At 67.7% G+C, this 13,801-nt stretch carries 12 protein-coding genes; 2 read left to right on the top strand and 10 right to left on the bottom strand.

What is annotated here, in order from left to right; translation table 11 throughout:
- Positions 1 to 5: 5 nt before the first annotated feature.
- Genes rsmD through ABQE93_RS14080 form a run of 5 tightly spaced genes read right to left on the bottom strand, consistent with a single transcriptional unit; the run spans position 6 to position 6,529 of the window.
- Positions 6 to 572 (bottom strand): 16S rRNA (guanine(966)-N(2))-methyltransferase RsmD, encoded by a 567-nt coding sequence (gene rsmD / locus ABQE93_RS14100; RefSeq protein ID WP_448408713.1) that lies wholly within the window; start codon positions 570 to 572, stop codon positions 6 to 8.
- Positions 569 to 3,961, bottom strand: coding sequence for a pyruvate carboxylase (locus ABQE93_RS14095; RefSeq protein ID WP_448408503.1), 3,393 nt, complete (start codon positions 3,959 to 3,961; stop codon positions 569 to 571). The genes rsmD and ABQE93_RS14095 overlap by 4 nt, the downstream gene beginning before the upstream one ends.
- A gap of 33 nt (positions 3,962 to 3,994) precedes the next feature.
- Entirely contained in the window at positions 3,995 to 4,624 is a 630-nt protein-coding gene (locus tag ABQE93_RS14090; RefSeq protein WP_448408504.1) for a vitamin K epoxide reductase family protein, read from the bottom strand.
- A complete protein-coding gene (locus ABQE93_RS14085) occupies positions 4,621 to 5,400 on the bottom strand; it encodes a DsbA family protein (RefSeq protein WP_448408506.1) in 780 nt (259 codons plus the stop codon). Before ABQE93_RS14085 ends, ABQE93_RS14090 begins: the two co-directional genes overlap by 4 nt.
- 34 nt (positions 5,401 to 5,434) lie before the next feature.
- Complete coding sequence (locus tag ABQE93_RS14080; protein ID WP_448408508.1) at positions 5,435 to 6,529, bottom strand: alpha/beta hydrolase; 1,095 nt, start codon at positions 6,527 to 6,529, stop codon at positions 5,435 to 5,437.
- Between ABQE93_RS14080 and ABQE93_RS14075 the strand changes: the two genes are divergently transcribed.
- Together ABQE93_RS14075 and ABQE93_RS14070 are read left to right on the top strand one after the other, a co-directional pair.
- On the top strand, positions 6,528 to 7,358 hold the full coding sequence (locus tag ABQE93_RS14075; protein ID WP_448408510.1) for an aldo/keto reductase: 831 nt from the start codon (positions 6,528 to 6,530) through the stop codon (positions 7,356 to 7,358). The genes ABQE93_RS14080 and ABQE93_RS14075 overlap by 2 nt on opposite strands.
- A 5-nt stretch (positions 7,359 to 7,363) precedes the next feature.
- A complete protein-coding gene (locus ABQE93_RS14070) occupies positions 7,364 to 8,194 on the top strand; it encodes an aldo/keto reductase (protein ID WP_448408512.1) in 831 nt (276 codons plus the stop codon).
- A gap of 24 nt (positions 8,195 to 8,218) precedes the next feature.
- Here the strand turns inward: ABQE93_RS14070 and ABQE93_RS14065 are convergent, their stop codons facing one another.
- From ABQE93_RS14065 to recG, 5 genes are read right to left on the bottom strand one after another with little or no spacing between them, the layout of a single operon-like run.
- Positions 8,219 to 8,830, bottom strand: coding sequence for a TetR/AcrR family transcriptional regulator (locus tag ABQE93_RS14065; protein ID WP_448408514.1), 612 nt, complete (start codon positions 8,828 to 8,830; stop codon positions 8,219 to 8,221).
- A 5-nt stretch (positions 8,831 to 8,835) separates the two neighbouring features.
- The gene (locus ABQE93_RS14060; RefSeq protein ID WP_448408516.1) at positions 8,836 to 9,909 is read right to left on the bottom strand and encodes an NAD(P)H-dependent amine dehydrogenase family protein; all 1,074 of its coding nucleotides are present in this window, start codon (positions 9,907 to 9,909) and stop codon (positions 8,836 to 8,838) included.
- Positions 9,910 to 9,926: 17 nt separating this feature from the next.
- Positions 9,927 to 10,790, bottom strand: coding sequence for an SDR family NAD(P)-dependent oxidoreductase (locus ABQE93_RS14055; protein WP_448408517.1), 864 nt, complete (start codon positions 10,788 to 10,790; stop codon positions 9,927 to 9,929).
- 55 nt (positions 10,791 to 10,845) lie between these two features.
- Positions 10,846 to 11,553 (bottom strand): HNH endonuclease family protein, encoded by a 708-nt coding sequence (locus ABQE93_RS14050; protein WP_448408519.1) that lies wholly within the window; start codon positions 11,551 to 11,553, stop codon positions 10,846 to 10,848.
- Positions 11,550 to 13,799, bottom strand: coding sequence for an ATP-dependent DNA helicase RecG (gene recG / locus ABQE93_RS14045; RefSeq protein WP_448408520.1), 2,250 nt, complete (start codon positions 13,797 to 13,799; stop codon positions 11,550 to 11,552). Before recG ends, ABQE93_RS14050 begins: the two co-directional genes overlap by 4 nt.
- Positions 13,800 to 13,801: the final 2 nt, after the last annotated feature.

The raw sequence follows: 13,801 nt of genomic DNA, 5'->3' as shown, positions 1-13,801 counted from the left end.
GGGGGTCAGCGCCGCTCCCCCAACTCCACGCGGGTGTCGCCGTAGCGCCGCGGTTCCCACGGCGCCCAGCCGTCCGGCCAGTCCAGTGCGGGTGTCGCCGTTGGGCGTTCGACGACGACGACGGTGCCGGGCGCGCTCCATCCGTGCCGGCTCAACGCGTCCAGCACGCGCCGCATTTCGGCGGCGTCGACGTCGTAGGGCGGGTCGGCCAGGACCAGGTCAACCGGCCGCTGCGCACCGGCTGTCAGCACCGCGACGACGGCGCCGCGGCGCACCGTGGCACCCGGCACGTCAAGCGCGGCGACGTTTTTGGCGATGACGGCGGCCGCGCGCGGATCGGACTCCACGAACAGCGCGGTGGCCGCCCCCCGCGACAGCGCCTCCAGCCCGAGCGCGCCCGAGCCCGCGTACAGGTCGAGCACCGATGCGCCGGTCAGGTCGACGCGCGCAGCCAGCACGTTGAACAACGACTCGCGCACCCGGTCAGTGGTCGGTCGGGTGCCCCGCCCAGATCGATGCTGCGGCACGACAATCCGGCGTCCACCGAGTGCTCCGGCGATGATGCGGGTCAGCTGACCACCACCAGCAGGTCACCGCCTTCGACTTGTGCGGTGGTCGACACCGCGACCCTGCTGATCTTGCCGGCCTTGGGCGCGGTGATCGCGGCTTCCATTTTCATCGCCTCGATCGTGGCGATGGTTTGGCCGGCTTGCACCTCGTCGTCGACGGCGATGTTGACGTTGACCACGCCGGCGAACGGGGCCGCGACGTGGTCGGGGTTGGACCGGTCGGCCTTCTCGGCAGCGGGGACGTCGCTGGCGATGCTGCGGTCACGCACCACGACGGGGCGCAACTGGCCGTTGATGATGCACATCACGGTGCGCATGCCGCGTTCATCGGCTTCGGAGACCGCTTCGAGGCCGATCAGCAGTTCAACCCCCCGTTCGAGCTTGACCCGGTGCTCCTCGCCGGACCGCAGCCCGTAGAAGAACTGGTTGGCCGAAAGGCTCGAGGTGTCGCCGTAGATTTCCCGGTGCTCCTCGAATTCCTTTGTCGGGCCAGGGAAAAGCAGCCTGTTGAGCGTTGCCTGCCGGTTGGGTCCCGGCTGGCTCAGCGCCGCCTCATCGTCGGGGCTGAGCTCGGCTTGGGGTTTGGCCGGCGCCCGGTCGGCGAGCGCCTTGGTGCGCAGCGGTTCGGGCCATCCGCCGGGCGGATCGCCGAGTTCCCCGCGGAAGAAGCCGATCACCGAGTCGGGGATGTCCAACCGCGAAGGGTCCTCGGCGAACTCCTCGGCGGTGATCCCCGCGCCCAGCAGGGCCAGCGCCAGATCACCGACCACCTTGCTCGACGGGGTCACCTTCACCAGCCGGCCCAGGATTCGATCGGCCGCGGCGTAATTGGCCTCGATCTCCTCGAACCGGTCCCCGAAGCCCAGCGCGATGGCCTGTTGACGCAGGTTCGACAACTGACCGCCGGGGATCTCGTGGTGATAGACCCGCCCCGTCGACGTGAAGGGGCCCGACGCCGCAACATCGAAGGGCGCGTAGACCTTCCGCAGCGCCTCCCAGTACGGTTCCAGGTCGCACACCGCCGCAAGAGACAGCCCGGTGTCGTGTTCGGTGTGCGCGGCCGCCGCCACGATCGAGCTCAACGCGGGCTGGCTGGTGGTGCCCGCCAACGGCGCCGACGCCCCGTCGACCGCGTTGGCGCCCGCCTGCCACGCGGCCAGATAGGTCGCCAACTGCCCGCCCGGTGTGTCGTGGGTGTGCACGTGCACCGGCAGGTCGAACCGGGACCGCAACGCGGAGACCAAGGTGTGCGCGGCGTGCGGGCGCAGCAGCCCGGCCATGTCCTTGATCGCCAGCACGTGCGCGCCGGCGTCGACGATCTGCTCGGCCAGCTTGAGGTAATAGTCCAGCGTGTACAGGTTTTCGCCGGGGTCGGACAGATCCCCGGTATAGCTCATCGCGACTTCGGCGATCGCCGTGCCGGTTTCGCGGACCGCGTCGATGGCCGGGCGCATCGACTCGACGTTGTTGAGCGCATCGAAGATCCGGTAGATGTCGATGCCGACAGCCGTCGCCTCGGCGACGAACCCGTCGGTGACCGACTCCGGATACGGCGTGTAGCCGACGGTGTTGCGTCCGCGCAGCAGCATCTGCAGGCAGATGTTGGGAATGGCCTCCCGCAGCGCGGCCAGCCGCTCCCACGGGTCTTCTTTCAAGAACCGAAGCGCCACATCGTAAGTCGCCCCGCCCCAGCACTCCACCGACAACAGCTGCGGCGTCGTGCGCGCCACGTACGGCGCCACTTCCAAGAGTCCGGTGCTGCGAACCCTGGTGGCAAGCAAGGACTGATGGGCGTCGCGGAACGTGGTGTCGGTGACGCCCAACGCCTTGGAGTCGCGCAGCCACCGAGCGAACCCGTCGGGGCCCAGCTGCTCCAACAGCTGTTTAGAGCCGTCGGGCGGTGTGGAGCGCAGGTCGATGTGCGGCAGCTTGTCGCGCGGATACACCGCGGCGCTGCGCGCCCCGTGCGGTTGGTTGACGGTGACATCGGCGAGGTAGTTGAGGATTTTGGTGCCGCGGTCGGCCGGAGTCAGGGCGGTCAACAGGTAGGGGCGCTCGTCGATGAACGACGTGGTGATGCGCCCGGCGCGGAAGTCGGCGTCGTTGACCACCGCCATCAGGAACGGGATGTTCGTCGACACACCGCGAATCCGGAACTCCGCCAACGCCCGTCGTGCCCGCGCGATCGCCGCCGACAGATCGTGGCCGCGACACGTCAGCTTGACCAGCATCGAGTCGAAGTGCGCGCTGATCTCCGCGCCCAGATGCGAGCCGCCGTCCAACCGGATCCCCGCCCCGCCCGGAGACCGGTAGGCGGTGATGCGGCCCGTGTCGGGCCGAAAGCCGTTGGCCGGATCCTCGGTGGTGATCCGGCACTGCATGGCCGCGCCCCGCACCTGCACCGAGTCCTGGCTCAGCCCGAGCTCGTCGAGAGTCTGGCCGTCGGCGATGCGCAGTTGGGAGCCGACCAGGTCGACGTCGGTGATCTCCTCGGTCACGGTGTGCTCGACCTGGATACGCGGATTGCATTCGATGAACACGTAGTGGCCGCGCTCATCGAGCAGGAACTCCACGGTGCCCGCGTAGCTGTAGTCGATGTGCCGGGCGAACGCGACGGCGTCAGCGCACATCCGCCCACGCAGGTCGTCGGAGATGTTGGGGGCCGGGGCCAGCTCGATGACCTTCTGGTGGCGGCGCTGCACGCTGCAGTCACGCTCGAACAGGTGGATCACATTGCCGTGGGTGTCGGCCAGGATCTGCACCTCGATGTGGCGCGGGTTCACCACCGCCTGTTCCAGATACAGCGTCGGGTCACCGAACGCGGACTCGGCTTCCCGGCCGGCGGCATCGATCGCCTCGGGCAGCGCGTCGCGGTCGGGAACGTAGCGCATCCCCCGTCCGCCGCCGCCCGATACCGCCTTGACGAACAGCGGGAACTCCATGGCCTCCGCGGCGGCCATCAGCTCCTCGGCCGACGCCGACGGCGCCGAGGAGTCCAGCACCGGCAGGCCGGCGTCGCGGGCCGCGGCGATCGCGCGGGACTTGTTGCCCGTCAGCTCCAGCACCTCGGTGCTCGGACCGACGAATGTGATCCCCGCTTGCGCGCATGCGGCCGCCAACTCGGGGTTCTCCGACAAAAAGCCGTACCCCGGATAGACCGCGTCGGCGCCCGCGCCCTGTGCGACTCGGACGATTTCGTCGACCGACAGATACGCCCGCACCGGATGGCCGGTCTGCCCGATCTGATACGACTCGTCGGCCTTGAGCCGGTGCAGCGAGTTGCGGTCCTCATAGGGATAGACCGCGACGGTGGCGATCCCCAGCTCGTAGGCCGCGCGAAACGCCCGAATCGCGATCTCACCGCGATTGGCCACAAGGACTTTAGAGATCACGCGCTACCTTAACCCGGTCGGATTTCGTGGGGACTAGACGAGCGTGGACCAGTAACTCCAGAACCGCACGAGGATCAGCAGAATCAGCGCGGTGAACCACAATGTCACCAGCGACCACCGCCAGGTGTACAGACCGCGCGCGATGGCGCCGCCGCGTTCGGGTTGCCCGGCGATGGCGGCCACCACCACCAGCAGCGGTATGGTCACCGCCCACACGACCATGCAGTACGGGCACAACGCGCCGATGCGGTACAGGCTCTGAAAGATCAACCAGTGCACGAACACCGCACCGAGCAGCGTGCCCACCGCCAGCGCCGCCCAGTACCAGCGGGGCAACTCGACGCGCGCCAGCGCAAGCACCCCGGTCACCACGACGACGGTGAACGCGGCGATGCCGAGCAGCGGGTTGGGGAAACCGAACAGCGACGCCTGCGGGGTGATCATCACCGAACCGCACGACAGCACCGGGTTGATGCTGCAGCTCGGCACGTAATTCGGGTCGATCAGCGTCTGGATCTTCTCGGCGGTCAGCGTGAACGACGCCGCCAGACCGGCGAGCCCGGCGATCAGCAGCCAGGCCGCGCTCGGCCGGCGCACCTGCGGGCCCGACGGTGTGTCCGCGGGTTCGCTCGGCGCGTCGGTGCCGGGCGCGGTGACGGTCACGGCGCCGGTACTGCGGGGGTCGGATCAGGCGCGGGCGGCGGCGCGCCGGCGTCCAGGGCGGGCACGTTGCCGACGATCTCCTCGATCTTGGCGATCAGCGCATCGGGGGTCGTGGGCTTGTAGTCCTCGCCGTTGATGCGCACGGTCGGCGTGGAGCGCACGCCGGTGGCCGAGGCCATGCCCTTCACCATGTCGTTGTAGCGGCCGCTGTTGATGCACTCGGGGACACCACCTGCCGCGCCGGCCTGCCGCGCCACTTCGATGAGCCGGGCGTTGTCGGGGAACGGGCCCACGCCCTCGGGGGGCTGCTGGGCGTACAGCGCGGAGTGGAAGCGCCGGAACGCGTCGGTGGATTCGTCGGCCACGCAGTAGGCGGCGTTGGCTGCGCGGGTCGAGTAGCCGTCGCCCTGGCGGTCGAGGATCGAGATCATGTGGTAGTCGGCGGCGATGGCGCCGCTGTCGATCAGCTTGTTCAGCGTGGGACCGAACATCTGCTCGAAGTTTCCGCACGCGGGGCACAGGAAGTCCTCGAAGAGCGAGACCACCGCTTTGGGCTCCGAGCTGCCTTCCTGGGTGATCAGCTCGCTGGAGGTCACCCGGATCGCCTGGGCGTCGCCGTCTCTGGGTTTCTCCTCGGCCGACGTGACGATGTAGAGGACCAACCCGACGGCGAACACGACGACGACCGCGGTCAACCCGATCTGAATCGCCAGGTTGCGTTTGCGGTCCGCCGCCTTGAGGTCGTACCGGGGGTTTTTCTTGGGTTTGGAGGCCACGGGGTAAGCGTACCGGCGACCTTTCTGCCGTCGTTCAGGCGCGGGCCAGGTGCGCGCGCATCGCCGAGATGCTCTCGGCCATCGCGGTGGCGCTGTCCCCGCCCAACGGGAAGAAGTTCGCGAAGCCGTGGACCAGCGACCCGAACTCGCGGTAGTCCACCGCGACGCCGGCAGCGCGCATGGCCTGGGCGTATTGCCTGCCCTCGTCGCGCAGCGGGTCGAAGCCGGCGGTCAGCACCAGGGCGGGCGGCAGCCCGGACAGGTCGTCGGCCAGCAGCGGCGACACCCGCGGGTCCGACGCGGCTACGGCCGCGCCGTCGAGGTAGTGCCCGCTGAACCAGTCCAGGTCCTGTTTGGTCAGGAAGAAACCCTCGGCGAACAGCGTCTTGGATCGGGTCTGGGCGCTGTAGTCGGTGACCGGATAGAACAGCAGTTGCAGCGCGGGCGACCGCGCCCCGTCGGCGCGGGCGCGAAGGGACACCAGCGCGGCCTGGTTGGCGCCGGCGCTGTCGCCGCCGACCGCGACCCGCTGCGGGTCTGCGCCGAGTTCGGCGGCGTGGTCGAGCGCCCACCCGAAGGCGACGTAGGCGTCGTCGGTGCCCGCGGGCGCCTTGTGCTCCGGGGCCAGCCGGTATTCCACTGACAGCACGTGCACGCCGCCGTCGCGGCAGAGCTGACGGCACAGGTCATCGTGGGTCTCGATGCTGCCGATCACCTGACCGCCGCCGTGGTAGAAGACCAGCAGCGGGCCGTGGCCGGGGTCGGGCCGGTAATGGCGCGCCGCGATCGGTCCCGCCGGGCCCGGTATCGAGAGATTGGTCACTGCGGCCACCGGGATGTTCTGTTTGAAACTGGCCGACAGGGCTTCCAGCTGCTGGCGTGCGGCGGTGACGTCGTCGCTGCCCACCAGGCCGTCGATGCCTGCCGCCTTCTGCCCGGCGAGCATCAGCTGCAGCGTCGTGTCCAGCGTGTTGCCGTCGATGGTGACCGCCCGCCCGCCCAGCAGTGCGCGCTTGACCGGTTCGGGGATCCGGGGCAGGGCACGCAGCGTCAGGCCCGCGGCGGCGTTGACGACGGCGTCCTTGCGGCTCGGACGCCACGAAACCTCACCTGGCAGACTTTGAGCCATGGCATCTCCCTCGATCAGGTTGAACGACGACAATTCGATTCCCCAGGTCGGGCTCGGCGTTTGGCAGACCCCGCCCGAAGACACCGAGCGTGCGGCGGCGACGGCGTTGGAGGCCGGTTATCGACACATCGACACCGCCGCAGCGTATGGCAACGAGCGCGAGGTCGGGCAGGCGATCTCCAAATCCGGGTTGGCCCGTGCGGACGTCTACGTGACCACCAAGTTGTGGAACGCCGACCAGGGCTACGACAGCACGCTGAAGGCGTTCGACGCCAGCATGGACCGGCTCGGGTTGGACTACCTCGATCTGTACCTGATCCACTGGCCGGTGCCGGCCAACGACAAATACGTCGAGACCTTCAAGGCGTTCGCCGAACTGCGCAAACAGGGGCGCATCCGCTCGATCGGGGTCAGCAACTTCGCCCCCGAACATCTGCGCAAGCTCGTCGACGCCACCGGGATCGTGCCCGCGGTCAACCAGATCGAGTTGCATCCGCGTCTGCAACAGCATGAGCTGCGCGAAATGCACGCTCAGCAGGGCATTGCCACCGAGGCGTGGAGCCCCCTTGGCCAGGGTTCACTGCTGGCCGATCCGACCGTGACGGCCGTCGCCGAGGCACATTCGAAAACGCCCGCGCAGGTACTGATTAGGTGGCATATCCAACTCGGCAATATAGTCATCCCGAAATCGGTGACCCCAGAGAGAATTGTGAGCAACTTCGACGTGTTCGATTTCGAGCTGAGCGAGCAGGACATGGCGTCCATCTCTTCGCTCGGCGACGACACGCGCCTGGGTCCCGACCCCCGCACATTCAACTTCACAGGGTAGGTGACATGACCGCGATTCCGACCGTCGCGCTCAACGACGACAACGCGATGCCGGTGATCGGCTTCGGCGTCGGTGAGTTGTCCGACACTGAGACCGAACAAGCGGTCCTCACCGCCTTGGAGTCCGGATACCGATTGATCGACACGGCCGCCGCGTACGGCAACGAGGAAGCCGTCGGCCGCGCCGTCAAAGCGTCGGGCGTGCCCCGCGAGGAGGTGTTCGTCACCACCAAGCTGGCCGCAACGGATCTGGGCTTTCAGTCATCGCAGGACGCGCTCACTGCCAGCCTGCAACGACTGGGCATGGATTACGTCGACCTGTACCTGATCCACTGGCCCGCAGGCGAGCAGGGCAAGTACGTCGACAGCTGGGGCGGGCTGATGAAGCGCAAGGAGGACGGCGACACCAAGTCGATCGGGGTGAGCAACTTTCACGCCGAACACCTTTCGGACATCATCGACCTGTCGTTCTTCACGCCGGCGGTCAACCAGATCGAGCTGCACCCGCTGCTGAACCAGGCCGAGCTGCGCACGGTCAACGCCGGCTACGGCATCGTCACGCAGGCCTACAGCCCGTTGGGTGTCGGGCAGCTGATCGACAATGCGACGGTCACCTCGGTGGCGCAGGCGCAGAACAGGACCCCCGCCCAGGTGCTGATCCGCTGGAACCTGCAGCTGGGCAACACCGTGGTGGCCAGGTCGTCGTCGCCGGAGCGGATCAAATCGAATATCGAGGTGTTCGACTTCGAGCTCACCGACGATCAGATGGCCTCGCTCAACGGGCTCGATGCCGGCACCCGTTTCCGCCCGAACCCCGACACCTACCAGGGCGAGTAGCCTCTTCGCCGGTGAGCCGGGGCCTCAACGTCGGCCGGCCAGGTACCCCGCGAGCACCTCGACGAGCATCTGACGGTCCCGGCTGCTGTCGAACGGCTCGGGCCACAGCAACTGCACCGTCACCATGCCGCGGATCGTGTGCCATACCAGGTTGCCGAGACGTCTTGCGAGCGTGGCATCGATGTCCGGGCGCAGGTGTCGACCGATCTGGGTGATGCGCTCGGCCATGTCGGCGAGGCGGGCGTTGGCGGCGGCGGTCCGCTCACCCCGGGTGGCGATCAGGATCTGCATCGCCGCGATCGACGCTGGCCGCGAAAACGCCTGCCACACCGCATCGACCACATATGCGGGCCGTTCCTCAGTGTCGATGGCGGGGACTTGGGCGGCCACGGTCTCGAGCGTTTCGACCACTTCCGCAAATCCCGCGTCGACCACGGCCATCAGGACCCCGTCGAGGTCTCCGAAGTGGTATTGGACTGTGCCCCAAGTCAACCCGGCGCGTTCGGTGATGCGTCGGATGCTGGGTGGCGGAAAGCCCTCCTCGAGGATGTAGCGAACCGTCTCCTCGACGACGATTCGCCGGCTGCGATCGGCGCGCGCCTGGCTGCCCGACGGCGGCCGGCGCGGTGTTGTCATGCGGCCTACCACATCACGCCGCGCACGTGGTCGCTGGGACGCAGGTCGTGTGCGGCCAGGATGCCGCTGGGTGCACGGCACACCGCCTCGATCATGTTGACCGCGCGAGCGGCGGTGGCGATGACCCCGCCCTGGTTGTGGTCGATTCCCGAAGTTCCGACGTGGGCGTTGATGACGATGCCGGGATCGCCCTCCACGACGACCCGGTGCACACCGGCGCGGCTCTCGGGCGGATAGGGCCATTCGGGTGCGGCGGCCTCGGTCAGGCGGTTGACGTGCTCCATGGTGATCACCGGCCGGCCGTCACGCAGGCCCTCCGCGGCGAACCGGACCGCGGCGACCTGTCCCGGTTCGACGCGCATCATTGTGCAGTCGATCGGCGTCGGGGTGGCCCATTTTTCGTGCCGCTCGCGGACCTCGTCGAGTTCGATGCCGAGGTCGCTGGCCAGGCTGCGCACCTGTGCTCCCCACATCGACGCGAGCACACCGGGGCTGAACAGGATCGGGGTGTGCTCGGGCGGCATCCCGAATCCGAAAGTCACGCCGGTGAATTCCGCGTCGTCGTAGCTGCCGTAGTCGCACACCTCCTGAACGGTGATCGACGTCGCCCGCCCGGCCAGGCTGAGCGCGGTGTAGACCAGGGTGTCACCGGAGAAGCCCGGGTCCACACCGTTGATGTAGAGCGTCGCGTCGCCGTCGACGCAGGCCTGACGCAGGGGTTCGCGCAGCCAGTCGTCGGCCTGGTCGGGGGCGACCATCCACACGAACGACGTACCGACGACGTTGATGCCGGCGCGCAGAAATCGCGTGATCTCCGCCAGGGCGTCATGGGGACGTGTCTCGGCCTGCGACGTGTAGACCACGCAGTCCGCGTTGAGCGACACGAGCGCGTCGACGTCGTCGGTGGCGGTGACGCCAACCGGGTTCGGCAGACCGGCCAACTCAGCTGCGTCGCGACCCACCTTGGCCGGGTTCGACGCGTGCAGACCGACCAGCTCGAAATCCGGGCGTTCGATGAGCATCCGCAGCGAATGCACGCCGACGTTGCCGGTGGAAAACTGGATGACTCGCCGTGTCATGTGCGCCTTTCCCGTTGTCACAGAAGGTCTGTGATGGTCTTGAGGCCGGCGTCGTACAGCACGCCCGGCAGCATTCCGCCGTCCATCTCGACGGTGGTCCCGTTGACGAAATCCGCTCCGCCCGCGCACAGGAACACCACCGTGCGGCCGACCTCTTCGGGTTCCCCGCCCCGTTTCAACGGGATGGCCTCGAAGTACTGGGTGCCGGTCGGGTCGCTTTCGGGCAGCACGAACGAGCGGAAGTTCTCGGTGATGGTGGGCCCCAGGGCCACGCAGTTCACCCGTACCTTCGGACCCCATTCCTGGGCCAGGGAGCGGGTCAGATGGTTGAGGCCGGATTTGGCGGCGCCGTAGGACACCAGCGTGGGCGATCCGGCGGGATGGCCTGCCCCGCTGGAGACGTTGACGATCGCACCGGTGCCGTCCTGGGTCTGCATCTGCCGATAGACGCGGATGGCGAACCACATCGGGCTGATCAGGTTCATCTGGATGGCGAAGGAGTGAAACAGCGCCGTGCGGGCGAAGTCGTCCTGGGCGCGTGGGGCGCCTTGGATCTTCTGGACGAGTTCTGGAACGTCGTGCACGTGCGGGGTGGGCACCGTCCCGCCGGCGTTGTTGACCAGGATGTCGATCCGGCCGTACGTGTCGGCGACGCGCTGCACGAAGGCGTCGATCGCTTCGTAATCGCCTTGGTCGCAGACCCATTGGGCGCTACGAGCGGCCCAGTCCGGATTGTCGGCGGTACCGGGCATGGCGTCGAGCGCGGATCGGGAGCATCCGACGACGGTCGCGCCTTCCCGTAACAGTTCGTGTGCGATGCCGACGCCGACACCTCGGCTGGTGCCGGTGACGATGGCGATCTTGCCGGACAGAGAGCCCATGAGCCGACATGATTACAGTTGTAATGTTTTCCGGCAAGACCTGGCGAGCTCGGGTTCAGCCTGCCGGGCAGGTGGCTGCGGCGTCGCGCAGCACCGTCGCCGACGGCGCATCGATCGGCAGCTCGTATCCGCGCAGCACTTCGATGAACTGCATGGCGTACTGACAGTGAAACGCGGTGTTGGGCGGCATCCAGTCGGCGGGTTCCTGATCCCCTTTGTCCTGGTTGGCATCCCCTGCGACGGCAATCAGGTTGGCCGGATCGTTGGCGAACCGGACTCGCGTGTGGCCGGGCCAGTCGCGCGCGCCGAGATCCCACGCCAACGCCAGCGGCACGAGGTGGTCGATCTGCACCGACGCTCCGACGCCGGCGCCGCGGGTGAACGCCACGACGGCGTTGGTGTAGGGATCGTGCAGCGTGCCGGTGGCAACGGCGGTGGGGCACCGTGTGATCGGCACGTAGGTTTTGTCGGCGAGGTCGCGCTCGAGGATGTCGTTGCGGGTGTCACAGCCGTTGTGGCCGCCAGGGGCGGTGTTGTCGTCGGTCCAGCTGTCACCGAACGCGGCACGCCGGTAGTCGTGGGTGCGGACCCGCTGCGGTATCACCGCGACACCGGCCAGCACGTCGACGCCCGGTGCGACGGTGGGTATCTCCGCGTCCGCGGCCACCGGTGCACGCTGTCCGGTCGACGTCGTGGTCTGCACCGCGACGAGCACGGCGAGCGCGACGAACGCGGCCAGCCACAGAAACCGCTTGCGGTTCATGACTTGTCGAGGTACTCGACGCGGTCGGTGTCGGCGAACGGTGCGGCCAGCATGGCCAGCCCGGCATCGGCCGGGTTCTTCTGATACATCGCTTCGCAGAACTTCCTGGCGGCCAGGATGATTTCCAGGTGATCCACCAGCGACAGGAATTTCAGCGTGATCGCCTGCCCGGACTGGGTGTGTCCCAGCACATCTCCTTCGCGGCGCTCCTTCAGGTCGAGGTCGGCGAGTTCGAAGCCGTCCAGCGTGGAGGCGACGGCCTTCAGCCGCGCGCCGGCCTTGGAGTCCTCGGAGAGGTTGGTGACCAGCAGGCACAGGCTGGGGTGCTCACCGCGGCCGATCCGGCCACGCAACTGGTGCAGCTGGCTGATGCCGAACCGGTCGGCGTCCATCACCAGCATCACGGTGGCGTTGGGTACGTCGACGCCGACCTCGATGACCGTCGTGCACACCAGCACGTCGATCTCACCGGCTCGAAAGGCGCCCATCACCGCGTCTTTTTCGTCGGCGGGTAGTCGGCCGTGCATCAGCCCGAGCCGCAGCTGCGAAAGCGGGCCTTGGCGCAGCCCCTCGAACAGGTCGACGACGGTGACCGGCGGCGGCACACTCTGCCGCTCGGGGTCCTCCGCATCCTTGGGTTTGTCCTCGGCGTCGATGCGCGACGCGACCACGTAGGCCTGTCGCCCCGCGTGAACCTCTTCGGTGATCCGCTGCCAGGCCCGGTCCAGCCAGGAGCGGTGCTTGGTGATAAAAATGGTGTTGGTGGCGATCGGTTGCCTGCCGCGGGGCAGTTCGCGCAATGTCGAGGTTTCCAGGTCGCCGTAGTGGGTCAGCGCCACGGTGCGCGGGATCGGCGTGGCGGTCATCACCAGCAGATGCGGCGTCACTCCCTCGGCGGCCTTGCTGCGCAAGCGATCTCGCTGCTCCACACCGAAGCGGTGTTGTTCGTCGACGACGACCATGCCCAGCCGGTGGAACTCGACGGCGTCCTGCAGCAGCGCATGGGTGCCGATGACGATGCCCGCCTCCGCGCCGGCGACCTCGTCGCGCACCGCCCGCTTCTGCGCGGCCGACATCGACCCGGTCAACAGCGCCACCCGCGTCGCGCCGTCCGCTCCGCCGAGCTGGCCCGCCATCGCGAGCGGGCCGAGAACCTCACGCACCGACCGGTCATGCTGGGCGGCAAGCACTTCCGTCGGCGCCAGAAGCGCACACTGATAGCCGGCGTCGACCATCTGCAACATCGCCAGCACGCTGACGATGGTCTTGCCCGAACCCACCTCGCCTTGCAGCATGCGGTTCATCGGCCTGCTGGCCGCCAACTCGGCGGAGATGACGTCGAGCACTTCGGTTTGGCCGTCGGTCAACGCGAACGGTAGTCGGTCACGCAGTGCCGCCACCAGCCCGTCATCGCGCAGCGGGGCCGCCGGACCGGACTCGCCGACATCGCTGTACCGCCGTTTCACCAGCGCCCACTGCAGGCCGATGGCTTCGTCGTAGGTGAGCCGGTGCTGGGCCTGCTCGCGTTCGGTCTTGTTCTCGGCGATGTGGATGGCGCGTAGCGCCTCATCCTCGGTGACCAGGTTATGCTGCTGCAGAAGGGTTTTCGGTAGCGGCTCCGCGATGGGGTCGAGCACGTCGAGCACCTGGCGCACACACGCGTAGATGTCCCAGCTCTGTATCTTGTTGTTCGCGGGATAGATTGGGAAGAACTCGCGTTCGAACGCCGACAACACGTCGTCGCCGACGGCTCCGGAGGCCGAGGCGATGGTCTTGAGCGACTTGGTGCCGAACGTCTTGCCCTTCGGCGAGTCCAGCACCAGGAACGCGGGATGCGTCAGCTGCAGTGTGCGCCGGAAGTATTTGACCTCTCCCGACAACATCAACCGGGTTCCGACGACGAGACCGTCGAGCATCCAGTCGGCGTTGAAGAACGTCGCGGTGACCTTCGAGCGCCGCTCCCCGAGCGTCACGCGCAGCCATTTGCGTTTGCGCGTCTTCTTCGACTTCTTGTCGTATTGCGGCTTCATGTCACCGACTTTCGTGTCGGTGATCGTGTCGACGAAGGTGACGTGTTCGCCCTCTTGGAGTTCCTCGTCGGCGTCGAGCACAGTCATTCCGTCGCTGTACTTGCGCGGGTAGTGGCGCAGCAGATCGTTGACGGTGAGGATGCCGAAGTGTTCCTTCAGCGGTTCGGCGGCCTTGCTGCCGATGATGTAGTCGAGTCGATCGTCGAGGGCGGCCACCG

The organism is Mycolicibacterium sp. XJ662, from assembly GCF_053484035.1.
The sequence above is the reverse complement of the archived record's forward strand: the minus strand, read 5'-3'. Positions and strand labels throughout refer to the sequence as shown.

Bases quoted from the DNA above. Each gene is read 5' to 3' on its own strand.
- ABQE93_RS14075 (WP_448408510.1), top strand. From the start codon at position 6,528: ATGGCATCTCCCTCGATCAGGTTGAACGACGACAATTCGATTCCCCAG.
- ABQE93_RS14080 (WP_448408508.1), bottom strand. From the start codon at position 6,529: ATGGCTCAAAGTCTGCCAGGTGAGGTTTCGTGGCGTCCGAGCCGCAAG.
- ABQE93_RS14070 (WP_448408512.1), top strand. From the start codon at position 7,364: ATGACCGCGATTCCGACCGTCGCGCTCAACGACGACAACGCGATGCCG.
- ABQE93_RS14065 (WP_448408514.1), bottom strand. From the start codon at position 8,830: ATGACAACACCGCGCCGGCCGCCGTCGGGCAGCCAGGCGCGCGCCGAT.
- ABQE93_RS14060 (WP_448408516.1), bottom strand. From the start codon at position 9,909: ATGACACGGCGAGTCATCCAGTTTTCCACCGGCAACGTCGGCGTGCAT.
- ABQE93_RS14055 (WP_448408517.1), bottom strand. From the start codon at position 10,790: ATGGGCTCTCTGTCCGGCAAGATCGCCATCGTCACCGGCACCAGCCGA.
- ABQE93_RS14050 (WP_448408519.1), bottom strand. From the start codon at position 11,553: ATGAACCGCAAGCGGTTTCTGTGGCTGGCCGCGTTCGTCGCGCTCGCC.